At 71.9% G+C, this 23,083-nt stretch carries 26 protein-coding genes; 9 read left to right on the top strand and 17 right to left on the bottom strand.

Going from position 1 to position 23,083, the window contains the following annotated elements:
- Positions 1-15: 15 nt before the first annotated feature.
- Together ACIQMJ_RS00460 and ACIQMJ_RS00465 are read right to left on the bottom strand one after the other, a co-directional pair.
- Positions 16-897, bottom strand: coding sequence for an alpha/beta fold hydrolase (locus tag ACIQMJ_RS00460; RefSeq protein WP_499758877.1), 882 nt, complete (start codon positions 895-897; stop codon positions 16-18).
- Entirely contained in the window at positions 894-1,793 is a 900-nt protein-coding gene (locus ACIQMJ_RS00465) for an AurF N-oxygenase family protein (RefSeq protein WP_499758878.1), read from the bottom strand. The genes ACIQMJ_RS00460 and ACIQMJ_RS00465 overlap by 4 nt, the downstream gene beginning before the upstream one ends.
- Positions 1,794-1,861: 68 nt before the next feature.
- Here ACIQMJ_RS00465 and ACIQMJ_RS00470 point away from each other — a divergent pair, with 68 nt between their 5' ends.
- Positions 1,862-2,599 (top strand): TetR/AcrR family transcriptional regulator, encoded by a 738-nt coding sequence (locus tag ACIQMJ_RS00470; RefSeq protein WP_499758879.1) that lies wholly within the window; start codon positions 1,862-1,864, stop codon positions 2,597-2,599.
- A complete protein-coding gene (locus ACIQMJ_RS00475; protein WP_499758880.1) occupies positions 2,599-2,901 on the top strand; it encodes a DUF4873 domain-containing protein in 303 nt (100 codons plus the stop codon). The genes ACIQMJ_RS00470 and ACIQMJ_RS00475 overlap by 1 nt, the downstream gene beginning before the upstream one ends.
- A 111-nt stretch (positions 2,902-3,012) precedes the next feature.
- On the opposite strand, the gene ACIQMJ_RS00480 is transcribed toward ACIQMJ_RS00475, so the two are convergent.
- Both ACIQMJ_RS00480 and ACIQMJ_RS00485 read right to left on the bottom strand, forming a co-directional pair.
- Positions 3,013-3,243 carry a DUF3107 domain-containing protein gene (locus ACIQMJ_RS00480; RefSeq protein WP_141979054.1) on the bottom strand — a complete coding sequence of 77 codons (231 nt, stop codon included), beginning with the start codon at positions 3,241-3,243 and terminating at the stop codon, positions 3,013-3,015.
- Between the two features lie 41 nt (positions 3,244-3,284).
- Positions 3,285-3,983, bottom strand: a complete 699-nt coding sequence (locus ACIQMJ_RS00485) for a ferritin-like fold-containing protein (protein ID WP_499758881.1) — start codon at positions 3,981-3,983, stop codon at positions 3,285-3,287.
- Between the two features lie 353 nt (positions 3,984-4,336).
- On the opposite strand from ACIQMJ_RS00485, the gene ACIQMJ_RS00490 reads away from it, so the two are divergent.
- From ACIQMJ_RS00490 to ACIQMJ_RS00500, 3 genes are all read left to right on the top strand, one after another.
- On the top strand, positions 4,337-5,986 hold the full coding sequence (locus ACIQMJ_RS00490) for a DEAD/DEAH box helicase (protein ID WP_499758882.1): 1,650 nt from the start codon (positions 4,337-4,339) through the stop codon (positions 5,984-5,986).
- A gap of 605 nt (positions 5,987-6,591) precedes the next feature.
- Positions 6,592-7,911, top strand: coding sequence for an Rv3212 family protein (locus ACIQMJ_RS00495; protein ID WP_499758883.1), 1,320 nt, complete (start codon positions 6,592-6,594; stop codon positions 7,909-7,911).
- Positions 7,912-7,953: 42 nt separating this feature from the next.
- Positions 7,954-8,826 carry an alpha/beta fold hydrolase gene (locus ACIQMJ_RS00500; protein ID WP_499758884.1) on the top strand — a complete coding sequence of 291 codons (873 nt, stop codon included), beginning with the start codon at positions 7,954-7,956 and terminating at the stop codon, positions 8,824-8,826.
- A 6-nt stretch (positions 8,827-8,832) separates the two neighbouring features.
- Here the strand turns inward: ACIQMJ_RS00500 and ACIQMJ_RS00505 are convergent, their stop codons facing one another.
- From ACIQMJ_RS00505 to ACIQMJ_RS00525, 5 genes are read right to left on the bottom strand one after another with little or no spacing between them, the layout of a single operon-like run.
- On the bottom strand, positions 8,833-9,135 hold the full coding sequence (locus ACIQMJ_RS00505; protein WP_499758885.1) for a hypothetical protein: 303 nt from the start codon (positions 9,133-9,135) through the stop codon (positions 8,833-8,835).
- 10 nt (positions 9,136-9,145) lie between these two features.
- Positions 9,146-9,985, bottom strand: coding sequence for a RecB family exonuclease (locus tag ACIQMJ_RS00510; RefSeq protein WP_499758886.1), 840 nt, complete (start codon positions 9,983-9,985; stop codon positions 9,146-9,148).
- 45 nt (positions 9,986-10,030) lie between these two features.
- The gene (locus ACIQMJ_RS00515) at positions 10,031-10,888 is read right to left on the bottom strand and encodes a PHP domain-containing protein (RefSeq protein ID WP_499758887.1); all 858 of its coding nucleotides are present in this window, start codon (positions 10,886-10,888) and stop codon (positions 10,031-10,033) included.
- Between the two features lie 31 nt (positions 10,889-10,919).
- Positions 10,920-11,480: a PH domain-containing protein gene (locus ACIQMJ_RS00520; RefSeq protein ID WP_073896001.1), complete on the bottom strand. Its 561-nt coding sequence runs from the start codon at positions 11,478-11,480 to the stop codon at positions 10,920-10,922.
- Positions 11,481-11,518: 38 nt separating this feature from the next.
- Complete coding sequence (locus tag ACIQMJ_RS00525; RefSeq protein WP_170211632.1) at positions 11,519-11,677, bottom strand: hypothetical protein; 159 nt, start codon at positions 11,675-11,677, stop codon at positions 11,519-11,521.
- Between the two features lie 142 nt (positions 11,678-11,819).
- Between ACIQMJ_RS00525 and ACIQMJ_RS00530 the strand changes: the two genes are divergently transcribed.
- Complete coding sequence (locus ACIQMJ_RS00530) at positions 11,820-12,233, top strand: NUDIX hydrolase (RefSeq protein WP_499760221.1); 414 nt, start codon at positions 11,820-11,822, stop codon at positions 12,231-12,233.
- Positions 12,234-12,247: 14 nt separating this feature from the next.
- On the opposite strand, the gene ACIQMJ_RS00535 is transcribed toward ACIQMJ_RS00530, so the two are convergent.
- A complete protein-coding gene (locus ACIQMJ_RS00535) occupies positions 12,248-13,333 on the bottom strand; it encodes a DUF2332 domain-containing protein (protein ID WP_499758888.1) in 1,086 nt (361 codons plus the stop codon).
- A 1-nt stretch (position 13,334) separates the two neighbouring features.
- Positions 13,335-13,838, bottom strand: coding sequence for a MaoC family dehydratase (locus ACIQMJ_RS00540; protein WP_499758889.1), 504 nt, complete (start codon positions 13,836-13,838; stop codon positions 13,335-13,337).
- Between the two features lie 297 nt (positions 13,839-14,135).
- On the opposite strand from ACIQMJ_RS00540, the gene corA reads away from it, so the two are divergent.
- Positions 14,136-15,215, top strand: a complete 1,080-nt coding sequence (gene corA, locus ACIQMJ_RS00545; RefSeq protein WP_499758890.1) for a magnesium/cobalt transporter CorA — start codon at positions 14,136-14,138, stop codon at positions 15,213-15,215.
- A 154-nt stretch (positions 15,216-15,369) separates the two neighbouring features.
- On the opposite strand, the gene ACIQMJ_RS00550 is transcribed toward corA, so the two are convergent.
- A complete protein-coding gene (locus ACIQMJ_RS00550; protein WP_499758891.1) occupies positions 15,370-16,455 on the bottom strand; it encodes a DUF2332 domain-containing protein in 1,086 nt (361 codons plus the stop codon).
- A gap of 106 nt (positions 16,456-16,561) precedes the next feature.
- Here ACIQMJ_RS00550 and ACIQMJ_RS00555 point away from each other — a divergent pair, with 106 nt between their 5' ends.
- Both ACIQMJ_RS00555 and ACIQMJ_RS00560 read left to right on the top strand, forming a co-directional pair.
- The gene (locus ACIQMJ_RS00555; RefSeq protein WP_499758892.1) at positions 16,562-17,242 is read left to right on the top strand and encodes a metallophosphoesterase family protein; all 681 of its coding nucleotides are present in this window, start codon (positions 16,562-16,564) and stop codon (positions 17,240-17,242) included.
- Positions 17,232-18,071, top strand: a complete 840-nt coding sequence (locus ACIQMJ_RS00560; protein WP_499758893.1) for a chromosome partitioning protein ParB — start codon at positions 17,232-17,234, stop codon at positions 18,069-18,071. Before ACIQMJ_RS00555 ends, ACIQMJ_RS00560 begins: the two co-directional genes overlap by 11 nt.
- Positions 18,072-18,076: 5 nt before the next feature.
- On the opposite strand, the gene ACIQMJ_RS00565 is transcribed toward ACIQMJ_RS00560, so the two are convergent.
- The 5 genes from ACIQMJ_RS00565 to ACIQMJ_RS00585 form a co-directional block, all read right to left on the bottom strand.
- Positions 18,077-19,048 (bottom strand): hypothetical protein, encoded by a 972-nt coding sequence (locus ACIQMJ_RS00565; protein WP_499758894.1) that lies wholly within the window; start codon positions 19,046-19,048, stop codon positions 18,077-18,079.
- A 175-nt stretch (positions 19,049-19,223) separates the two neighbouring features.
- On the bottom strand, positions 19,224-19,991 hold the full coding sequence (locus ACIQMJ_RS00570; protein ID WP_499758895.1) for a nucleotidyl transferase AbiEii/AbiGii toxin family protein: 768 nt from the start codon (positions 19,989-19,991) through the stop codon (positions 19,224-19,226).
- A 93-nt stretch (positions 19,992-20,084) separates the two neighbouring features.
- Positions 20,085-20,672, bottom strand: coding sequence for a type IV toxin-antitoxin system AbiEi family antitoxin domain-containing protein (locus tag ACIQMJ_RS00575; RefSeq protein WP_499758896.1), 588 nt, complete (start codon positions 20,670-20,672; stop codon positions 20,085-20,087).
- Positions 20,673-20,728: 56 nt separating this feature from the next.
- Positions 20,729-21,616: an SDR family NAD(P)-dependent oxidoreductase gene (locus ACIQMJ_RS00580; protein WP_499758897.1), complete on the bottom strand. Its 888-nt coding sequence runs from the start codon at positions 21,614-21,616 to the stop codon at positions 20,729-20,731.
- A gap of 281 nt (positions 21,617-21,897) precedes the next feature.
- Positions 21,898-23,079, bottom strand: a complete 1,182-nt coding sequence (locus ACIQMJ_RS00585) for an ABC transporter ATP-binding protein (protein WP_499758898.1) — start codon at positions 23,077-23,079, stop codon at positions 21,898-21,900.
- Positions 23,080-23,083 lie beyond the last annotated feature (4 nt).

Consider the following 23,083-nt stretch of genomic DNA (forward strand, 5'->3'; position numbering starts at 1 on the left):
GCCCTCAACCCGTGGTCACAGCAACGCGGTGATGTGTGCTGTGACCTCGTCCGCCCGCTCCAGGGGCAGCATGTGGCCGGCACCCAGGTGGATCACCAGCTCGGCGTGCGGCAGCTCGTCGGCCAGCACGCGGGCGTGGCGCAGCGGTGTCAGCCGGTCCTCCGCGCCCGCCAGCACGACCGTCGGGATGGTCGCCAGCCCGGCCAGCGCCTTGCGCCGGTCGTGCTCGTCCAGCGAGTCGCGGAACCCGACCATGCTCACCGGGTGGCACCGGCCGACCATCGCGGCGGTCAGGGCGACGTGCCGCCACGACGGCCGCTTGCCGAACAGCAGCCACCGCAGCCCCGGCCGGGCCACCTCGGTGCGCTTGAGCAGCTCGGCCCGCCGCAGCCGGGCGATCCGCCGGTTGACCGCCTTCTCCCCCGCCACGAACGCCCGGCCGACCGGCCCCGGCAGCCCCAGGGTCGACCCGGCCAGCTCACCCGAAGAGGTGGCGACCAGGACGACGCCGGCGACGCGGTCGAGCAGCGAGGGGTGCTGCTCGGCCAACGCCATGATCGTCATGCCGCCCATCGAGTGCCCGGCCAGCACGAGCCGCCCGGTCGGCACGCGCGCCGCCAGCAGCTCGGCCAGGTCGTCCGCGCACCGCGCGATGGTGGCCGTCCCGGCCGGCGCGGGCGCCGAGCCGCCGTGACCGCGGTGGTCGTACCGCAGCACGCGCCCCGGCAGCCCGGCCGCCACCGCGTCCCACGACGTGTGGTCCAACGTCCACCCGTGCAGCAGCACGGTGGTGACGTCGGCGTCGCGCGGCCCGGTGTCCACGACGTGCAGCGCGGTGCCGTCGGCGGTCACGAACCGCTGGTCGGCCTCCCACGGCGCCGCCGTCCGGGCCCTCATCCGAGCAGGAACGACCGGCGCCAGGCACGCATGCCGGGCTTGCCGACCAGGCCGACCTCGTCCAGGAACTTCATGATCCGCTCGCCCGACCAGCGGATGCTCTCCTGCCAGTGCGGGTTGGCCAGCGCCGCCTTGTGGGCCTGCTCCTTGTCCAGCCCCACGGCCGCGTACACGTCCGGGTTGATCAGCGACCGGGTGATGAACATGGACGTGGTCGCGATCAGCCACCGCTGGTAGGGCAGCTCCTTCTTGGTCAGCTTCTCCATCCCGCGCACGACCTCCTCGCGCGCGAACCGGACGTGCCGGGCCTCTTCGAGCACGTGGATCCGGTTGACCATGCGCACCAGCGGCTGCACCGTCTCGTCGGCCATCGTCTCGCGCTGCAACCGGTCGAGGATCTCCTCGGCGACCAGGATCGACCCGTACAGCGCGGGCCCGTAGCCGATCACCGGCAGCAGCTTGCCCAGCTGGTAGGTGTACTGGCGGGGGCCGTAGGGCGGGCAGCCGATCGTCTCGACCATGCGGGCGAACATGGTGGAGTGCCGGCACTCGTCGGCGACCTCGGTCAGCGCGTACTGCGCGTGCTTGGTCGTCGGGTCCGAGCGGTAGACCTCCTTGAGCAGCATCTGCATCAGCAGGATCTCGAACCACAGCCCGACGCTGGCCACGCTCGCCACCTCGTGCCGGGACAGGTCGATGCGCTGCTCCGGGCTCATCCGCTCCCACAGCTCGGTGCCGTACAGCGAGCAGCGGTGCTCCGGCGTGAACCGCAGGCCGTCGACGAGGGGCGCGGACCAGTCGATGTCGACCTCGGGGTCGTAGAACTTGTCGGCCGAGGAGTTGAGCAGACGTTCGGCGGTCTTCTCGCGATCCGCGACCTTCAAGGTCTTCGTCATCGGTCGTCCCTCCCCGGTGGGGTTATCTGTTACTTGAGGTAACGGTTACTTCTGGTAGCGTGCGTCACATGGCTCGAACTGTCAAGGGCGGAACGGACGCCCGCCGGGAACGGTGGAAGGGGCACCGCGAGGCGCGGCGCGCCGAATTCGTGGAGGCCACCATCCGCGCCGTGGCCAAGCACGGCCCGGAAGTGGGCATGGACGAGATCGCCGCCGAGGCGGGTGTCAGCAAGCCGGTGCTCTACCGGCACTTCGCCGACAAGTCCGACCTGTACCTGGCCGTCGGCCGGCGCGGCACCGAGATGCTGATGGACAAGATGGGCCCCGCCATCGAGCACGACGGCCCGGTCCGCCGTCGCATCAAGGGCATCGTCGACGCCTACCTGTCGGTGATCGAGGAGCACCCCAACCTGTACCGGTTCGTGGTGCGCAAGTCGTTCACCGACCGCCCGGTCGAGCAGGACGTGGTCACCGAGGACAAGGAGCTGATCGCGGCGGCCCTGGCCCGGCTGCTCGGCGACTACCTGCGCGCGTTCGACATGGACTCCGGCGGCGCCGAGCCGTGGGCGCACGCCCTGGTCGGCATGGTCCAGAACGCGGGCGACTGGTGGCTGGACCGGCAGTCCATGACGCGGTCGAGCCTGAGCGACTACCTGACCACGATCATCTGGCACGCCATCGACGGCCTGCTGCGCTCCGCGGGCGTCGAGCTCGACCCGGACGCGCCGCTGAGCACCGACCTGCCCGTGGTGGAGGACCTGCACGAAGGACCCCGGTTGCGGGTCGTCGACGTCGAGGAGGCGTGATGAGCGAGGAGCACGAGCACGACGAAGAGGGCTACACCGGCGAGGCCGTGCTGGTGTTCGACGAGCGGGAGGTGCCCGTGCGCGTCGAGCTGCGCGGCTACTTCCAGCCCATCGACGGCCGGTACCACTGGTACGGCCGGGTCGGCGCGAACGAGCAGGTCACCGAGCTGGTCGAGGGCGGTGCGCGGACCGCGCTGCTGCGCACGCCGGACGGCTCGGCGACCGGGTCGCTGACCGACCCCGACCCCTGGCGGCGCTACCGCGTGGCGGGCGTCTCCACACCGCCGTTCGCAGTGGGCTGACCGGGGTGGGAAACGCGGAAGGGGCACCCGATCGGGTGCCCCTTCTCGTGTCCGGTCACCCCGGACCCGAAGTCGCTCTCGTGCCGCCCGGGCGGAACGCGACGTGGACGCTCAGTCGCCGGCGACGAACCCGACCCGGCGGGAGTCGCTCGGACCGATCTCCACGTACGCGATGCGCGCCGCCGGCACCACGTAGCGGGCGCCCTTCTGGTCGACCAGCACGAGCTGCCCGGTGCCCGCCTTCAGCGCGTCCGCGACCTGCGCCTCGACCTCTTCGGGGGTGAGCCCGCTGGACACCACGAGCTCCCGCGGGCTGTCCGCGATCCCGACCCTGACCTCCACGCTGACCTCCGTGCGGCGTTGATGGCTTTCGACCACCAACCCTAGCCGAGCCCGAGCGCCGTCATGCGTCGCGTGTGGCTCTGCTGGAGCCGCCGGAACAGCGCCGCGATGCCCGCCAGGTCGCCCGAGCCGCGCACGATCAGCTCCGCGAGCCCGTCCCGCTCCGCCACCACGTACTGGGCCTGCGTCAATGCTTCGCCGAGCAGCCGGCGCCCCCACAACGTGAGCCGGTCTCGCAACGTCGGGTCGTCGTCGCAGGCGGCCCGGACTTCGCGCTCGGCGAACGCCGAGTGGCCCGTGTCGGCCAGCACCGCGAGCACCAGCTCCTTGGTCGGCTCGTCCAGCCACTCGGCGACCTCGCGGTAGAAGTCGGCCGCCAGCGCGTCCCCGACGTAAGCCTTCACCAGCGACTCCAACCACGTGCGCGGCGCGGTGGAGGCGTGGAAGCCGTCGAAGCCCGCGACGAAGGGGCGCATGGCCTCCTCCAGCGAGTGGCCGCGCTCGGCCAGGTACCGCTCCAGCAGCGCGTAGTGGCCGATCTCGGCCGCCGCCATCTGCGACAGGGCGGCGCGCCCGGCCAGCGTGGGCGCGGTCCGGGCGTCCTCGGCGAGCCGGTCGAACGCCGACAGCTCGCCGTACGCGAGGGCGCCGAGGAGGTCCACGACACCCTCCGCCACCTGGTCACCATCACCCACCGCAACCGCCTGACCCACCGCTGCATCCACTCCCGGGTCGCTCATGGAACGGAGCCTAGTCGGGTGTCGTCGGCAACACCTCGGGCACGCGAAACCGCACTCGACCCCGCGAACCAGCCCGATCGGCCTAGTCGGCGGGTAGACTCGACAGATGACGCCCGGCGCGGCGCGGCCCAGTGGGGGCTCGCAGCGGTGCCGTCGGCTGAACTGCGGCGGCACCGTGCCGTCAGGAGAGGGTGCGCGCACACACCTCGCTGGCCCTCCCGCGACCCGCCCGGCCCCTTGCGGTGGCCCCAGTGGCGGTGACGCGGTCGAGCGGCCCGTACAGGCCGTGGCGCGCTGGTACGAGAGAGGCGATCACCCTGACCGCGACGAACGAAGAGACCCATGTCGACCCGGTGGCCTTGGAGCACAGCGAGGCGGGTGTCCCCGAGGACGACACCTCGCACCCGCTCGTGGCCGACGCCCCGGTCAAACCCGATTCGCCCACCTTCGGCGAGCTCGGCGTGCGCGAGGAGATCGTGCGCTCCCTGGCCGAGGCGGGCATCCACCGCACCTTCGCCATCCAGGAGCTGACCCTGCCGCTGGCGCTGGCCGGTGACGACGTCATCGGGCAGGCCCGCACCGGCACCGGCAAGACGCTGGGCTTCGGCATCCCGCTGCTCCAGCGCATCGTCACGCCCGGCGACGGCACGCCTCAGGCGCTCGTCGTCGTGCCGACGCGCGAGCTGTGCCTCCAGGTCACCCACGACCTGACCGACGCGGCGAAGCACCTCAACGTGCGCGTGCTGGCCATCTACGGCGGCCGGCCGTACGAGCCGCAGATCGCGGCGCTGCGCAAGGGCGTCGACGTGGTCGTCGGCACGCCGGGCCGGTTGCTCGACCTGGCCGAGCAGCGCCACCTGGTGCTCGGCAAGGTGCGCGGCCTGGTGCTGGACGAGGCCGACGAGATGCTCGACCTGGGCTTCCTGCCCGACATCGAGCGCATCCTGCGCATGGTGCCCGACGAGCGGCAGACCATGCTGTTCTCGGCGACCATGCCCGGCCCGATCATCACGCTGGCCCGCACGTTCCTCAACCAGCCCACGCACGTGCGGGCCGAGGAGAACGACGCGGGCGCGATCCACGAGCGCACCGAGCAGTTCGTCTACCGGGCGCACGCCCTGGACAAGTCGGAGCTCCTGGCTCGGGCGTTGCAGGCGCGTGAGCGCGGCCTGTCGATGGTGTTCACCCGGACCAAGCGCACCGCCCAGAAGGTCGCCGACGAGCTGGTCGAACGCGGCTTCGCCGCCGCGGCCGTGCACGGCGACCTGGGGCAGGGCGCGCGCGAGCAGGCGCTGCGGGCGTTCCGCTCGGGCAAGATCGACGTGCTGGTGGCCACCGACGTGGCCGCGCGCGGCATCGACGTCGAGGGCGTCACGCACGTGATCAACTACCAGTGCCCCGAGGACGAGAAGACCTACGTGCACCGCATCGGCCGCACGGGTCGGGCGGGGCGCACGGGTGTGGCCGTGACGCTGGTCGACTGGGACGAGATGCCCCGGTGGAAGATGATCAGCGACGCGCTCAACCTGGGCAAGCCGGAGCCGGTGGAGACGTACTCGACGTCCGACCACCTGTTCAAGGACCTGGACATCCCCGCCGGGTCGACCGGCCGGCTGCCGCTGGGGCTGCGCACGCGCGCCGGCCTCGGTGCCGAGCCGGAGGAGAACCTGAAGGGCGAGAAGAAGACGCGCAAGCGCCGTCGCAGCGGCCGTTCGGGCTCGGGTGACGCGGCCGAGACCGCCGAGTCGGGTTCGGGCAACGCCACCGGCACCGGTTCCACCGGTTCGGGCTCGGGCGAGGAGGGCGGCACCCGGCCGCGCAAGCGCCGTCGCAGCCGCGGTGGCGTGGCAGCGGGCGAGAACGGCACCGCGTCCGAGGCGTCGTCCGAGGTCACCGCCGGCGCACCGACCGAACCGGCCACCGGCGAGGGCGAGCGCCCGCGCAGGCGTCGGCGTCGTCGCACGGGCGGCGGCGAGTCGTCCGAGCCGGCCCAGGCCGACTAGGGAACAATCGTGGTGGGCAGCGCGACCACGTGCGCTGCCCGGCCCGACCACCGAACACGATCGGGTGATCATGGCCCGAAAATGTACGGAAACACTGTTACCGCACCTCGGTTAGAACGAGGCGCCCCGAACCACCCCCGGCACCCCGCCGAGCGACACGCCGGAGCAGGCCGCGGGCAGCGGGCAGGTGACCGGAGCCGGCCGCGCCGAAAGCCGCTGGGGCAAGCCGCCGGAGCACCGCCCCGGGCGCGGGCCGCAGGGGCAGGCGCAGGCCGCAGGAACACGCCGCCGCAGCGCCGCCCTCGGAGCGGACCGCAGAAATACGCCGCTGAGGCAGGCCGCGTGAGCGCCGCCGGGGCGGGCCGCGCGGGCAAGCCGCGTGAGCGCTGCCGGAGCAGGCCGCTGGGGCACGCGGCGGGAGCGGCACACCAGCGGCCGTCCGGGTTGGCCGAAGAGCGTCAAATCACCCAAAACGAGCACGATGCGGGGGCGTGGGAGGCGGTGGGCGGTCGAAGGTGGTGCCGCCTCACACCGACCTCTTCCCGGTGGTGGCAGCATGACGCCAGACCGAACGCGATAGATCACCGACCATCGGGAGCCGGGCAGTGGGCCAGCCGGAGCAGGCGGAGTCGAACGGGCAGGTCGTGGTGGACGAGGAAGACGTCCTGGCCGAGTCCGGCGCGCCGCGGGACGACGTGATCGCCGAGCCGGTGCCGTCACGGTCGTGGCGCACCAGGGGTGACTTCATCGGCGTCGCGCTGGTCGTGGTCGCGGTGCTGGTGGCGAGCCTGGTGCTGTGGCTCACCAGCGACGCCCGCAACACCGTCAGCCAGACCGGCCCGTCCGAGATCACGCCGTTGCAGCCGGTCACCGCGATGCCGCCGACGCTGTCCGAGATCTGGCGGGCACCCAGTGGGGCGACCCCCGTTCCGGTGAACCTCGACTCGGTCATCGTCACCGGCGACGGCGGCGAGGTCGTCGGCCGGGACGCGTTCACCGGCGACGTCCGCTGGCGCTACGCCCGCGACCTGCCCCTGTGCACCGTCTCCACGGCCTGGGGCCGCGTGTTCGCCGTCCACCGCAAGGACACCAACTGCTCCGAGGTCACCACCCTCGAAACGGCCTCCGGCAAGCGCGGCCCGCAGCGCAACGGCGACGCCGAGCTCGGCACCCGCCTGCTGAACGAGGGCTCCCACGTGCTCACCACCGGCGGCACGTACGTCGAGGTCTACCGCCGCGACGACCTGGTCCGCTCGCTGGAGTACGGCACCCTGCGCGCCATCGTCAACCCGGGCAAGCAGCCCCGCACCGGCTGCACCTACCACTCGTTCGCGGTCACCGGCGGCAAGATCGCGATGATCGAGCGCTGCCCCTCGCTGGACCCGTCCGACCGCCTCACCATCCTCAAGCCCAACCCGGAGAAGTCCGACGAGCCGCAGGTCATCAGCAGCACCGTGACCGGCGAGACCGGCGCGCGGGTGATCGCCGTGACCGCGAACCGGGTCGCGCTGGCCGCGCCGGGCCGGATCGTGGTGTTCGACTCCGAGACCGGTTCCTCGGTCGGCACCTACCCGGTCGACGTCTCCGCCGACGAGCTCGCGGGCGACCCGCCCGGCCGGGTGGCGTCGACGTTCACCAGCACCGCGAACATCTACTGGTTCACCGGTTCGAAGACGGTCGCGCTGTCCCTGGCCGACCTGAACCCCCTGTGGACCGCGAACGGCACGCTCGGCGCGGGCACCACGCTCGCGGGCCGGCTGCTGCTGCCGGTCGACGACGGCCTGAAGGTGCTCGACCAGGTCACCGGCGAGGAGGTCGCGTCGGTCCCGGTCGACCGCGGCGACCACACCGGCCCGGTCGAGATGGCCACCGAGGGGCCCGTGGTGCTGGAGCAGCGCGGCGGCACGCTCGTCGCACTGCGGTAACGCGCCACGCGCACGCGCGGCCGGTGCGGCAGACTGCGAGACGTGCACTCGCAGTTCAGCCCGCACCGGGCGCAACGCGTGGACCTGCCCGGCAGGCACGGCCCGATCGCGGCCCTGCACGCCCCGGCCGTCGGACGCGACCTCGGCGCCACCGCGCTGCTCGTGCCCGGCTACACGGGGTCCAAGGAGGACTTCGCGCCGCTGCTCGACCCGATCGCCGACGCGGGCGTCGAGGCCGTCGCGATCGACCTGCCCGGCCAGTACGAGTCACCCGGCCCGCTGCTCGAAGCCGACTACCGGCCCGAGGTGCTGGGCTCGGTGGTAGCCGAACTGGTCGCGAAGCTCGCCGCCGAGGGCCGGCGCGTGCTGCTGCTCGGTCACTCGTTCGGCGGACTGGTGGCGCGTGGCGCGGTGCTCGCGGGCGCTCCCGTCTCGGGGTTGACGCTGATGGCGTCCGGCCCGTCCGAGCTGCCGCCGGGTGCGCGCCGCACCGCCCTGGACTACGGCGAGATCGTGCTGCGCGAGCAGGGCGTGGAGGCGTCGCAGGAGGTCAACGAGACCCGCTTGGCGCTCAACCCGAACTGGCGCCACGTCCCGCAGGAGCTCAAGGACTTCTACCGGGAGCGGTTCGTGCGCTCGTCACCCGCCGGGCTGCTCGGCATGGGCGAGGCGCTGCGCACCGAGCCGGACCTGGTCGCCAAGCTGGCCCGGGTCATGCGGTCGGCCGGCATACCGTGCCTGGTGGTGTGCGGCGACCTGGACGACGCGTGGTCGGCCGCGAGCCAGCGGGACATGGCCGAACGGCTCGACGCCGACTTCGCCGTGCTGTCCGGCGTCATGCACAACCCGAACACCGAGGCGCCGGAGGCGCTGCTGGCCACCTTGTTGCCGACCTGGCGCGCCTGGCTGGCCTGAGCCCGGTCACGCCCACCAGAAGAACCACAGGGTCGCCACCGCCAGCAGCACGACCACCAGGCCGCACACCGCCACCGCCCAGCCCCGGCGGCGGTCGGCGACGACCTGTGCCACCACCGCGGCGGTGGCCGCCAGGACGTGCCCGATCACCACGTCGAGCCCCGGTCCGGGCAGGTCGTGCGCTCCCGCGTAGACCTGCACGCCGATCATCGCCAGCGCCAGCAGCACCAAGCCGACGGCGAGCGCGCCGCTGACGCCGCGCCACAGCCTGGCCAGGCGTGGTTCGGGTCCGCTGTCCACCATCGTCACGCGGTCAACTCTACGGCGCGAGCAACGCCCACGGGTCGAGCGCCGGCGCCGCCCGCTGACCTTCGGGGCAGGACCGGCGGAAGTCGCACCACGTGCACTGGTTCCCGGTGCGCGGCGGGAACAGGATCTCCGGGTCGCCGCCCGCCTCCAGCGTGTCGGTGGCCAGCCGCAGCTCGTCCGCCGCCTCCTCGGCCCGCGACACGTGCCGCCCCAGGCTCTCCTCGGTGTGCTCCCACACCGCCACCGCGCGGGTCGGCAGGTGGTGCAGCTCGACCCGGTGGCACGGCTTGCGCAGCGTGCGCCGGGCCGCCAGCGCGTACAGCGCCAGCGCCTGCGAGCCCCGCGCGTCGTCCACGGTCAGCGCGTGCCGGCCGGTCTTGTAGTCGACGATCACGAGTTCGCCGTCGCGCAGGTCGATCCGGTCGACCCGGCCCTCGGCGACGATCTTGGACGTGGGCGTGGACACCCAGCGCTCGATGCCGACCGGCTCGATCGACGTGTCCAGCCCCTCGACGTAGTCGCGCACCCACCCGACCGCGCGGTCCCGGTAGACGGCGGCCTGTTCGGCGTCCCGGAAGCCGTCGTTCTTCCACTGCCGGTGCAGCAGGGCCACCGCCTGCTCGGGGGTGCGGCGCGGGGCGGGCAGGTCGAACAGCGCCTTCAACGCGTTGTGCACGACCGCGCCGAGGGTGTTGTGCGCCCACGCCCCACCGCGCGGCGGCGACGGCCGGTCGAGGTAGGCCATGCGGAATCGACGCGGGCAGTCGGCCCACGTGGCGAGCTTCGCCGGCGTCACCCGCACGAGCTTCTTCGGCATCGCCCCGAAGTCGAACCCCAGCTGTTCCTGCACGCCCACACGCTACCGAGAAGGTCCGACAGTTCGCGGAGAGCTACCTCAACCGACCAGCACCTTGCACCCGGTTGCCCGATCGGCCAGGGCGTCGAGCACGTCCGGCGACGTGGTCTCGGCGCCGAGGCGCACCGTCTTGTTGGTGCCGTGGTAGTCGCTGGACCCCGTGGTCAGCAGGCCCAGCTCGCCCGCCAGGCCGCGCAGCCGCGCCCGCGTCGCCGGGTCGTGGTCGGGGTGGTCCACCTCCACGCCGGCCAGTCCCAGGTCGGCGAGGTCGGCGACCACCTGGTCGGTCACGATCGGGCCCCGGGAGGTGGCGAAGGGGTGGGCGAGGACGGTCACGCCGCCCGCCTCGGTGATCATCTGGATGGCCCGCGCCACGGGCGTGTCGGTGCGCGGCACGTAGTACCGCCCGCCGGTGAGGTAGCGGGCGAAAGCCTCGTCGACCGTGGACACGACACCGGCCCGGATCAACGCCATGGCCAGGTGGGGACGTCCGGCCGGCGCGTCGGCGGGCATGGCCGCCATCAGCTCGTCGGGGTCGATGGGGAACCCGTCGTCGACCATCCGCTCGGCCATCCGGCGCAGTCGGTGCCGTCGTTCCAGGCGCAGCCTGAGCTGCTCCTCGACCAGTGCGGGCGAGGTGTGGTCGTACAGGTAGGCGAGCAGGTGGACGGTGATGACCCGGCCCCGGCCGTCGTCGGAGGCACAGGACAGCTCGGCGCCGCGCACCAGCTTCAAGCCGGGTGGCAGCGCGTTGGCCGCCTCCGCCCAGCCGGCAGCGGTGTCGTGGTCGGTGAGCGCGACCGCGGTCAAGCCGGTGGCGGCCGCAGCCGCCACCAACTCCGCGGGCGTGTCGGTGCCGTCGGACTCGGTCGAGTGGGTGTGCAGGTCGATGCGCACCCTGCCAGTCTCCACCACGGCCGGGTCTGACCTACGGCACCATCTTCTTGCCGCGCGCCGCCCGCTGCGCCTTGATCATCGAGAAGCGCTCCGCCTGGGCCTTCTTGTCGCCGAAGGTCAACTCCGAGATGGCGTCGTAGACCTCCTCGGGGTTCGGCAGGTACTCGATCCGGTTGAGGGCCTGGATCTGCCCCGCCGACTCGACCACCAGCGTCCCGAAGCCGAACATGCGCCCGAGCACCGACCGCTCGTAGGTCAGGTCGGTGACCTTGCTGATCGGCATCATCGCGACCTTCGTCTCGAAGACCCCGGACGAGATCATGAACCTCTTGTCGGTGACGACGATCCGCTCCACCCACCACTCCATGACGAAGTAGGCCAGCCTGAGCAGCACGAACAGCGAGGCGTACCAGAGGATGTTCTGGATGATGCCCGCGTTGTCGGGCAGCAGGTACGAGATCATCATCGCGCCGGCCAGCAGCGCGCCGGCCTCGAGGAGATCCCAGAGCAGACTGCTCCAGTGCCTGCGGACCCGGATGACCCGACGCTCCGTGGGGAGCAGGTACTCGTCGGGGTCCCGTGGTGCGAACATGCTTCGACCTCTCGCCGTGGTGGGAGGAGCCGGTCGACTCAGAACAATTGTTTCACGAAGGTGATGAGCGCCTCAGCGGCTTCCCGCAGCGTGCCCAGGATGTTCTGCACCAGCTGAGCCGCCTGCTGAGGCTCCGCGATGAGGAAGAACAGGAGCAAGCCGACCCCGGCGAAGGTGAGAATCTTCTTCAGATTCACGGTGATCAACCCCGTTCGCTACCGCACCCGTTTGGCGCCAGTGAAAACCGTTGTACCGCACTCCGCGACACGTCGGGAGATTTGTACCGCACTTGGGTCAGCGGGCTGCACCGCCAACCCGGTGTGACTACGCTTGGTGATCGTGACGGCCGAATGTGAGCCCCGCATCCGCTGTGTCGGCGGCATCGCCCACGACCCGAACGGGCGACTGCTACTCGTTCGGCGGGGCAATCCCCCAGGTGAGGGACTGTGGTCGCTCCCAGGTGGCCGAGTCGAGCCGGGCGAATCCGACGAGACCGCAATTGTGCGGGAACTGCGCGAGGAAACGGGACTCTCCGTGACCGTCGGGGCGTTGATCGGCAGCGTCACCCGTCCGGCGCCACGCGGCGTGTACGAGATCCACGACTACGCCTGCCAGGTGCGATCCGGCGTCCTCCGACCGGGCGACGACGCGGTGGACGCGCGGTGGGCCGACGCTGCGATCTTGGCCACACTCCCACTCACCGGGATGCTCCGCGAGACCCTCGCCGAGTGGGGGCAGCTCCCCCGTTCGTGATCGACATCCCCCGGTCAGGGGAGCCACACCAGCCGTTGGCCGTGCGGCGCGGTCTTCGCCAACGCCTGCGCCGAGCGCACCTCGCCGCCCTCGAACCGGACCAGGCCCACCACGCCGAACGCCGGCTCGTCCGGTCCCGGCCGCAGGTCGTCCCGGCCCGGCAGCACGTGCGCGAGCCCGGCCGGGTACTCCTCGTGGCTCAGCCACCACACCGGCCGGCCGAGGTCGCGCACCGCGGCCACGAACTCCTCCCCCGCCAGGTACGGCAGGACGTTGCTGGTCAGCACCACCAGCGGCAGCTCGCCGGGCACCCGGTCGGCGGCCTTGCCCAGGTCCGCCACCGCGTCGCCGACCACGAACTCCGGCGGCGACTTGCGCTGCACGGTCGCGGCCACGCCGAACAGCCGCAGCCGCTCCGGCTGGTCGGCCCAGACGCACGCCTCCAGCCACGCGTAGGTGTCCTCGTCGGTCAAGTCGGCGGGCGCCCGGTCCAGCCCCACCTTGGCCGCGACCTTCACCGTTTTGGGGATCTTCGGCAGCTCCGCGCCGGGCGCCTGCTCCAGCGCGCAGTGCAGCCCGAGCGCCGCCTTGGCGGGCCCGGCGACCAGCTGCCCGGCCTGCTGGGTCTGGTAGCGGTAGCCGTACTGGTCCAGGCCGAGCAGCAGGCCGGCCGAGCAGCCGACCTCCAGCAGCCCCACCGGTCCCTTGACCTTCGCCAGCGCCGGGTAGAGCAGCGTGGCCCGCCGCACCTCGTTGGTCTGCACGGTCCGGGTGGCGATCAGCTCGCGCATCCGGTCGGCCCGCTGGAGCACGAACTCGCGGAACAGCCGCCACGTGCCCTCGTCCGCGCCGTAGGTGCCGCCCAGGGACGGGTAGTAGTGGGACAGCTCGTGGAACGGCTCGGCCTGCACCAGCCGGTGCGCCGCCGCCAGGAGCAGGGTCGCGTGCGCGAACCGCTCCGGGGCGGCGGTCAGCAGCCCGGCGACCTCCGGATCGTCGGCGGCGTGCGCGGCCAGGTGCTCGTACAGGGGCGAGACGCCGTGCGCCTCGCTGCGGGCGAACCGGGCCAGTCGTTGCCGCACCAGATCCAGCGAGGTCACGTCACTCCTTGGGTTCGGGCCTGCCCGGCTGCTCGCCGCCGCGCGCCTCGCCGTAGGAGCGCTTGGGCACCATGACCTTCCGGCGGAACACGCAGACGACCGTTCCATCCTGTTTGTACCCGCGGGTCTCGACGTAGACCACGCCCCGGTCGTCCTTGGACTTCGACGGCGTCTTGTCCAGCACCTCGGTCTCACCGTAGATGGTGTCGCCGTGGAACGTCGGCTTGATGTGCCGCAGCGACTCCACCTCCAGGTTGGCGATGGCCTTGCCCGACACGTCGGGCACCGACATGCCCAGCAGCAGCGAGTAGACGTAGTTGCCGACCACGACGTTCTTGCCGAAGTCGGTCGTCTCCGCCGCGTAGTGCGCGTCCATGTGCAGCGGGTGGTGGTTCATGGTCAGCAGGCAGAACAGGTGGTCGTCGTACTCGGTGACCGTCTTCCCGGGCCAGTGCTTGTAGACCGCGCCGACCTCGAACTCCTCGTAGTAACGCCCGAACTGCACCGCACGCCTCCGTTGGCCGGCTGACTGTGTGAGGTCGGCGTGATCGAGGACCACGCCGACCGGGACGACAGTGTGAGCACCGGGGGAGTACCCTCGGCAACCGGTCTGTGAGCGACTACACCGCCGCGGCCAATCGACCCGAGGAGGTGAGGACTACCGATGAGTAACGACCCCCATCCTGCGAGTACCTCGCGCGTCCTCATCGGGGAGCCCCCTTTCCACGGGTAGGCCCAGCGGTACCGGTCGGGGACGTGCCGTCGTCGTTCGTCGATGTCGACGCCCCCACTGGAGGACCTCGTGCCCAGCTTGCCCTCGCTCGGCGGCCTGAGAGGCCGCGGGCAGGACCCGCGCCCCTCGCCGCCCATCCCCGTGCCCCTGTCGGCCTACGTCGTGGACTGCGGCGTGTACGTCGACGGCACCCGCCTGCCCGGCCGCTGGTCGCACGTCGACGCGGTCGAGGAGGTGCGCAGGCGCGGCGACGGGTTCGTCTGGATCGGGCTGCACGAGCCGGACGAGGAGCAGATCCAGGGCGTCGCGGACACGTTCGGGTTGCACGAGCTGGCCGTCGAGGACGCCGTGCACGCGCACCAGCGGCCCAAGCTCGAGCGCTACGACAACACGCTGTTCATGGTGCTCAAGACGGTCCGGTACATCCAGAACTCCTCACCCGACACGGCCAACGAGATCGTCGAGAGCGGCGAGATCATGGTGTTCCTGGGCCGCGACTTCGTGGTGACGGTCCGGCACGGCAACCACTCGGGGCTGGCCGCGGTGCGCCGGGAGCTGGAGGCCGAGCCCGACCGGCTGAGCTCGGGGCCCGCCGCGGTGCTGTACTCGATCGCCGACCACGTGGTCGACAACTACCTCGACGTGACCGACCACATCGAGGACGACATCGACCAGATGGAGGCGCTGGTCTTCCAGCCGCGCAGCCGGGTCAGCGCCGACCAGATCTACCTGATGAAGCGCGAGGTGCTGGAGCTGCGCCGGGCGGTGATGCCGCTGGCGGTGCCGCTGCGGCGGCTGGCGGAGGGCTACACGCCGCTGATCCCCGAGCAGGTGCGCTCCTACTTCCGGGACGTCGACGACCACCTCACCGAGGTGTCCGAGCGCGTGATGAACTTCGACGAGCTGCTGACCACGCTGGTCAACGCGGTGCTGGCGAAGATCACGCTCCAGCAGAACTCGGACATGCGCAAGCTCGCCGCGTGGGTGGCGATCATCTCCGTGCCGACCATGGTGGTCGGCGTGTACGGCATGAACTTCGACTTCATGCCGGAGCTGCACTGGCGCTACGGCTACCCCATGGTGATCGCGGTGATCCTCGTGGTCTGCCTGACGCTGTACCGAATATTCCGCCGGAACGAGTGGCTCTGAGTCCGTCCACCTGCCCTTCTTCCGGCGACGGGATGTTCCGACATGACCAGGATGTTCACCAACCCGCGGTTCTGGGTGCTCACGTTCCTGATCGGCTGGCTCACCACGGTGACGCTGCTGATCGCGAACGGCGCCTGAGCGCCGCCGCCCGACCTCAGTTCCAGGGTGCGGTGTCCCACGTGAACGGGACGCCGTGCCCCACACCCGTGCCCAGGCGCAGCGAGACGCCGGCCGGCCACAGCTTCAGCAGCAGCCGGAACTCGTACGCGCCCGCGGTGTGGGTGCGCCGCGGCTCGTAGACCAGCAGCGCCAGCGGCGCCATCGGGGTCGCCCGCGAGGCGGCGTCGGCGAGGATCGCGCGGCCCATGGCGCGGTCGGCCGGTGACGCGTACTGCCAGACGACCGAGTGCCAGACGACGGTCAGCACGTCGCGCTCCGGGCGGGCCAGCTGCTCGGCCAGCCACTCCGGGCCGGTCGCCTGCCGCACCGGGACGGGGTCGAGCCGGGCCAGCTCCACGGCGGCCTGGAGGCGGTCGAAGCGGTCGAGCTGGTCGGCCCACACGAACGACGACAGGTGCAGCCGCCCGTCCTCTGTGGACACGTCCACCGGGTTGAGGTCGCAGCCCGCGCGGCGCACCAGGCGCAGGTTGTGGCGCAGGTCGACCGGCGGCCGGCCGGTCCACCGGGGGTCGAGGGCGAACGGGCTGCCCGGGTCGCCCAGCACCTCGCCGTCGACGCGGTAGGCGATGCGGTGCGGGCGCAGGTTCAGCCCACCGGACGCGCCGACCTCCAGCAGCCGGATCGGGAACGCGGTCCGGCGGTCGGCCTCGGCGGCGGCCAGGTGGGTGGCGGTGTGCAGGCCGCCGAACAGGGGCGCGCTGCGGCCCGGCTCGTTGGTCTGCACGACGGTGGTCGTGACCAGGGCGCGCAGCTTCTCGGTGTGCTCGTGCAGCACGGTGAGCGCGTCGTCCCACAGGGTGTCCAGGTCGGGCCGGCCGCCCGCGGTCGGGTAGTGCTTGGCCAGGGTCGGCGCGCGGCCCTCCAGCACGAGCCGGTGCAGCGCGCCCGCGAACCGCAGGCCGGGCACGGTGCCGTGGCGGTCGCACTCGGCGCCCGCCATCACCCGCGCGGTGACGCCGCCGCGGGCCAGGTCGTCCGCCGCGGCCACCAGCAGGGTGCGGGTGAGCGGGCTGTGGACTTCGCAGGCGCGGGACGCGTCGAGGAACAGCTCGGCGAGCACCCTGTGACGTTAACCCGGTTTCCCTTGTGCGGCAGGGGGACGACCGCGTGGTTCACCCTTTCACCAGCGAGGTGTCGCCGATGGCCGCAACGCTTAGGCTCGACGGGTGCCGAGGGTGCTCGCGGTGGCGGACGAGGTGGTCGAGTCGTGCTGGACCGACCGGGTGCGCCGGCACGGCGTCGACCTGGTCCTCGCGGCCGGTGACCTGCCGTTCGACTACCTGGAGTTCCTGGCGACCGCGCTGGACCGGCCGTGCGTGTTCGTGCCGGGCAACCACGACCCGGACCTGACCGGGTACACCTCCGTGCGGGGCCTGTGGACCAGGGCGGGCCTCCCGGCGCGCTGGCCGGGCCCGGTGGGCGGGGTGAACGCCGACGAGCGGGTGGTGGACGTCGCCGGGCTGCGGATCGCCGGGCTGGGCGGGTCCGTCCGGTACAGCGGCGGGCCGAACCAGTGGACCGAGCGGCAGCAGGCGCGGCGGCTGCGCCGGGTGCTGCGGGCGGCCCGGTGGCGGCGGTGGCGGGACGGGCGCGGCGTGGACGTGCTGCTGACCCACTCGCCGCCGCTGGGCTGCGGCGACGAGCCGGACCCGCCGCACCGCGGGTTCGACTGCCTGCACGAGGCGGTGCGGCGGCTGCGGCCCCCGGTCATGCTGCACGGGCACATCCACCCGCACGGCTCGGTCAAGCCCGACCGGGTGCTGGGTGCCACGCGGGTGGTGAACGTGGTCGGTTACCGGGTGTTGGACATCCCTGCGTCCCGAGGAGGAGTGCGCGGTGCCCCGTGACACGGGTTTCCCGCGGGCCGACGCGGAGAACGACTTCCTGCGCGCCCGCCGTCGTCAGGTGATGTCGCGGTTGGCGGCGCGGCTGCGCCGCGAGCCCGACGACGTGAACATCATGCTGCCGTTCCACGAGGTGGTGGAGGCGCTGGGGATGCTCAGCGAGCGGCGGCTGGGGTTGCGGACCGTCCGGCTGGACTCGATCGTCGGCAGCGTGGACCGGACCCGGGACTTCGACCGGCGGTTCCGGCCGACGTCGGCGCGGGTGCGGGAGCGGTGGCAGCGGCTGGCGCTGGCGCAGCGGCGGGGCGAGCCGGTGCCGCCGATCGAGGTGTACCGGGTGGGCGACCTGCACTTCGTCCAGGACGGGCACCACCGGGTGTCGGTCGCGCACGCGCTGGGGCTGGAGGTGATCGACGCGTACGTGACGGAGGTCGTGACGCGCATCCCGGCGCACGGCATCCGGCACCGCGGCGACCTGATCGTGAAGGACTACCGGCGGCTGTTCCTGGAACGGGTGCCGCTGGGCGGTGAGGCGCAGGCGGCCGTCGTGCTGTCGGACCCGTGGGACTACGCCGAGCTGGGCGAGCACGTGGAGGCGTGGGGCTTCCGGCTGATGCAGGACGAGGGCGGGTTCCTGGACCGCGTCACGGTCGCCCGCCGCTGGTACGCCGAGGAGTACCAGCCGGTGGTGGACCTGCTGCGGCAGGCGGACCTGGTCGGCGACCGCACCGAGACGGAGGCGTACGTGTGGGTGGCGGCCGAGCGGTACCGGCTGATCCGCACGCACCGGTGGGACGCCGACGTGTTCTCGGCGCTGCGGTCGCGCCGCTAGCTCAGCTAGCGCTGCCGCTCCAGCCGGGGCAGCGGCCGGGCCTGGTCCATCACCCGGTCGGTGTAGGTGTCGAGCAGGCGGGTCGCGACCTGCTGGCCGTAGCCGAGGATCACGGCCCACAGCAGCAGGGCGGCCTGGGACGCCACGCCGATGAGGCCGGTCGTCACGCCCGCGCCCAGGCCGAGGATGCCGACCACCGCGAGCGCCGCGCCGAGCAGCACCTTGATCAGCGCCTGGTAGCCGACCATCACGTACGGCGAGAGGCTGGGCCGGCGGCGCAGGAGCAGCACGACGGCCGAGAGGACCGCGCCGAACGCGCCGAACACCTGGGACAGCCACACGTCCGCACCGGTCGCCGACTTGCCCGACGGGCACACCGTCGGCAGCTTCTCCGCGCTCACGCACATCGGGATCAGGCCCGGCTTGAGCAGCCCGATGACGCCGAGCGCGGTGTTGACCACGAACAGCACCACGGACGTGGCGATCAGCTTGTTGCGCAGCGCCCGCGACCCGGCGTGGGCGAAGTCGGAGGCGTCGAACGCGGCCCGCAGCGCGTCGACCACGATCTCCCGCTCGATGGCGAGGGGGAACTCGCCGGGCCGCAGCTCCTCCAGCGCGACGCGGCGCGGGTCGTCCTCGTCCAGGTTCTCCGCGACCCGGGCCCTGAGCCCCGGCAGCCGGCCGAGGAACCCGTTGCCGGCGGCCACGACCGCGATCTCGGCCTCGTGCAGCGACCGCCAGGCGCGCTCGATGTGCCAGCCCGACCACCACGACGCGACCGTGCGCCACCGCGACTCGGCGCGCGTGATCATGTCCTCGACCGTGGCGGCCTCCTGCTCGGCCACCGCGCGCCACTGGTCGCTCTCCGGGTCGAGCGGGTCCGGCGGGCCGAGCGCGGCGAGGTCGGCGCGCACGCGGTCCAACCGCGACTGCACCACCAGCCGCCAGTCCGTGATCCGGGGAGCGCGCGTGCCCACGTCCAGCATCGTCGCAGGAAGACCCACCGATCAGGCGATCACCCGAAGGTGTGATCACCGCGGCGGGGGCGGTTGAGGGCCGGGCAAACAGGTGAACCTGGCGGCAGAGCGGGGAAGCGCCGGCTCGGAAGGCGCTTCCCCTGCTCCACCACCCGTTCCGGCTGTGCGGTGACCGTCACGGCTCGGCCACCAGCGTGTCCGCGAACTCGACGACGACGGACACCACTTCGGCGAATGTCGGCGGCAGCCGGTGGCCGTCACCACCCAGTCGGTGCTTGAACGCCCGATACGCCTTTTCGCGCTGCTCCGCCAACCCGCCGATCACCTCGGAGAGTCGCCGGATCTCCACGTTCCGGTGCGCGGTCGTCGCCCGCAACGCCGCCCGTACCGCGGTGCGGTCCACCTCGCCGCCACCGACCAGCGCGTAGACGTCCACGAAGTCCCGCACGCGGGTGTTCGCCTCGCCCAGCACCATCGCCGTGCTCAGCTTCTCGGCGAGCACCGTTTCCACCGGGTATCCCAGCACGACGACGTCCGGCTCACCCGGACGCTGGGAAGGCAGCGCGACAGGGCGGGGTGGCGGGGTGATCGGGTCGCCGAAGTTCACGTCCAGTCGCAGCTTCACCCGCGCCCTGCCGACCCGGCAGTCCATCGTGACCCGGACTCCGGCGTACAGCGCGTCATCCCGGATCGACTGCGACGCGACCGTGCCCACCAGGAGTTCCACCCCGTCGTCCGGGTGCACCGGCCGTCCTGCCACCTCGGTGACGAGGCCGACAACGGTCGCCTCGTCATTGGCGAGGTGCCGGGCGAGCAGATCGGCGTCCGAGGTCGGTCGGCGAGCTCCGAGCGCCGCCAACAACATGCCGCCCTTCAGCACGAACTTCACCGCGTGAGGTGAGGCGGCGAGCCGGGCGAGCCACCGTTCGAGGACGTAGAGCACGAGCAGTTCCTCGGTGGGCCGCCCTTCTCTGCGCGCCCGGTTCTGCAGGTCCAGGTAGGCCCGCCCGCCGGCACTCTTCCGGGTGGGGCCGGCTCATTCGGATATCACCACGTCGACCGCGGTCCTCATCGGCCCTGACACCCCCAAGCGGCGCGCCGACTCCAGCAGTTGCCCCGGCCGGGCCGAAGGCCGCCTGAGGTAACGGCGGAGGACGACGAACGCGACGGCCTCCCCCAGCTGGTGCCGCAACCTCATCAGGTCCACGACGGTCCTCTCCTCGCTGTAGATGCGCACGGTCTCGCCCGGTGCCGCCTCCACGGTCGTCAGCCCGAGTTCGAACGTGTCTGCGGCGAAGCGGAACACCTGCGTCGGCGGGTACGCGATGCGTGGTGGCCGCTGGTGGCGGGGAACGGCGACCTGTACCGCGATCGGTATTTCATCGGTCAGGTCGTGCACCGCGGCGGACGAGACGCAGCAGACGATCGCGCCCGGTGCGCGGAATGCGACGGTGAGCAGGTCCGGGAAGTCGGGCTCGGGCGCCTCGGCCTTGCGGAACACACCCCGCGAGAGTTCGTTCAGGTCACCGTCGTCCCGCAGTCGGTAGAGGTCTCTCCGGTGCAGGCCCAGGCGCAACGCCGTGCCGGTGGTGAACGTGGGCGGGAGGTCGTGCAACCGAGGCATGGACAAAAGTGTCACAGGGCCACACCTTTCCTGCAACACTTTTGTCCACGTGCACCTCAGGCCGTGCGGCCGGGTTCGACCAGCTCGCGCAGGCGCGGCGGCATGCGCTTCTCCAGGCCGAACGGTTCCAGGTGCGCTTGCAGGACGCCGTCGAACGCCCGCTTCACCGACGCGGTGTCCCAGGCGTCGCTCTCCAGGATCGGCTGCTTGAAGTACGGGTGGCCGACCAGGTGCAGCTGCCGGCCGTTGCACCGGACGATCTGCCCGGTGATGCCGTCGGCCGCGTCGCTGAGCAGGAACAGCACCAGCGGCGCGACCTTGCCGGGAGTGCGGTCGGCGGGGATGGCCCGCAGGGACCGCTCCGACTTCCACACCATCCGGGTGTGCGCGACCGGGCAGACGGCGTTGACCCGGATGTTGTCCGCCTCCAGGTCCAGGGCCCACGACGAGCTGAGCGACGCCACCGCGCCTTTCGTGGCCGAGTACGTGGCGAGTTTGCGCTGTCCCAGGAACGCGCCTGACGAAATGTTCACGATCGAGCCGTGGCCCTGCTCGCGCATCACGCGCATGGCCGCCATTCCGGTGTATATGACACCCAGGAGGTTGACCTCGACGGTCCGCCGGATGGATTCCGGCTCGTCGTCCCACGGCAACGTCTCGTAGTTGAGCCCGGCGTTGTTCACCAGGCCGTCGATCCGGCCGAACTCGGCCACGCACATTCCCACGATCTTCTCGGCCTCGGTCGGGTCGGCCACCGTCGCCGTGCTCGCCACCGCGCGCCCGCCGTACGAACGGATGTGCTCCGCGACCTGTTCGGCCTGGTCAGCGTCGACGTCGTTGACCACGACCGCCGCGCCGGCCTGCGCCGCGTGCATGGCGTAAGCCTCGCCCAACCCCCGACCCGCCCCGGTGATCACGACCGCTTTGCCGTCAAGAATCCCCATCTCGCGCTCTTCTCTGTGCTCGGCGGACTCCCCTGCCCCGGCCCTTTACGGCCGGAGTCGTCCCCGCCTTCGACCAGGGTGGGGATCGGCGGCAGCCCGGGCGCGACAAATGCGACGAGGTGCGTGTTTGCTGCGCTGAATGGCCTATGGAGTTCGCCCCTGCCGATGGTCCGGACTGGTCAGCAACTGTGCGTGACCTGGGCAAAACCTCCGTTTGGCCTTACCCGAAAGTGTGAAAGGCCGCCCCCGTGGTCCGGGGGCGGCCTCCCGGAGCGTCGGGGTCAGGCGCTGTAGGTGAGGTTGCGGCCGCTGCCCGGGTCGAACAGCTGCACCTTGTCGGCGTCGAACCAGATGTCGGCGGCCTCGCCCTCCACCGCGGTGGACGTGGCGGCGATCCGGGCGACCAGCGACACGCCGCCACCCGGCACGTCCGCGGCGCCCGCGTCGGCGGCCAGCTCGGCCAGCTCCGCCGACGTCGCCTGCTCACCCTGGAGGCTGAAGTAGGCGAACTTGTCCGAGCCCATCGACTCCAGCACGTCCACGTGCTCGGTGAACGTGACGCCCTTCGCCCGGACCGCGTCGTCCACCAGCCGGGCGTCCTCGAAGTGCTCCGGCCGCAGCCCCATGATCACCTCGCGGGGCGCGTCGGCGCCCTCCAGCAGGCCGCGCACCCGGTCGGTGAGCGGCACGTCGCCGAGCCCGGACCGCAGCACGCCGTTCTCCAGCGCGGCGGGCACGAAGTTCATCGCGGGCGAGCCGATGAACCCGGCGACGAACAGGTTGGCCGGGTTGTCGTAGAGGAACTGCGGCGCGCCGATCTGCTGCACCGCGCCGCCGCGCATCACCACGACCCGGTCGCCGAGGGTCATCGCCTCGGTCTGGTCGTGGGTGACGTACACGGTGGTGGTGCCGAGCTGCTTCTGCAGCCGCGACACCGAGGTGCGCATCTGCACGCGCAGCTTCGCGTCGAGGTTCGACAGCGGCTCGTCCATCAGGAACGCCTTGGGGTTGCGCACGATCGCCCGCCCCATCGCGACCCGCTGCCGCTGCCCGCCGGACAGGTTGGACGGCTTGCGGTCCAGGTGCCCGGTCAGGTCCAGGATCTGCGCGGCCTCGCGGACCTTCTTCTCCACCGTGGTGTCGTCCACTTTGGCCAGTCGCAGCGGGAAGGCCATGTTCTCCTTCACCGTCATGTGCGGGTACAGCGCGTAGGACTGGAACACCATGGCGATGTCGCGGTCCTTGGGCGCCCGCTCGTTGACCCGCTCGCCGCCGATGCGCAGCTCGCCGGACGTGATGTCCTCCAGGCCCGCGATCATGTTGAGGGTCGTGGACTTCCCGCAGCCGGACGGGCCGACCAGGATGATGAACTCGCCGTCGGCGATCTCGATGTCCACGTCCCGCACGGCCACCGCGCCGTCGGGGTACTGCTTGGTCACGCTGTCCAGGACGATCTCGGCCATTGCT

Origin of the sequence: Actinosynnema sp. NPDC091369, from assembly GCF_044757065.1 — a bacterium.
In the GTDB taxonomy this organism is placed as follows: Bacteria; Actinomycetota; Actinomycetes; order Mycobacteriales; family Pseudonocardiaceae; genus Actinosynnema.

Bases quoted from the DNA above. Each gene is read 5' to 3' on its own strand.
- ACIQMJ_RS00465 (WP_499758878.1), bottom strand. From the start codon at position 1,793: ATGACGAAGACCTTGAAGGTCGCGGATCGCGAGAAGACCGCCGAACGT.
- ACIQMJ_RS00575 (WP_499758896.1), bottom strand. From the start codon at position 20,672: ATGCCTCGGTTGCACGACCTCCCGCCCACGTTCACCACCGGCACGGCG.
- ACIQMJ_RS00485 (WP_499758881.1), bottom strand. From the start codon at position 3,983: ATGAGCGACCCGGGAGTGGATGCAGCGGTGGGTCAGGCGGTTGCGGTG.
- ACIQMJ_RS00580 (WP_499758897.1), bottom strand. From the start codon at position 21,616: ATGGGGATTCTTGACGGCAAAGCGGTCGTGATCACCGGGGCGGGTCGG.
- ACIQMJ_RS00520 (WP_073896001.1), bottom strand. From the start codon at position 11,480: ATGTTCGCACCACGGGACCCCGACGAGTACCTGCTCCCCACGGAGCGT.
- ACIQMJ_RS00470 (WP_499758879.1), top strand. From the start codon at position 1,862: ATGGCTCGAACTGTCAAGGGCGGAACGGACGCCCGCCGGGAACGGTGG.
- ACIQMJ_RS00460 (WP_499758877.1), bottom strand. From the start codon at position 897: ATGAGGGCCCGGACGGCGGCGCCGTGGGAGGCCGACCAGCGGTTCGTG.
- ACIQMJ_RS00475 (WP_499758880.1), top strand. From the start codon at position 2,599: ATGAGCGAGGAGCACGAGCACGACGAAGAGGGCTACACCGGCGAGGCC.
- ACIQMJ_RS00585 (WP_499758898.1), bottom strand. From the start codon at position 23,079: ATGGCCGAGATCGTCCTGGACAGCGTGACCAAGCAGTACCCCGACGGC.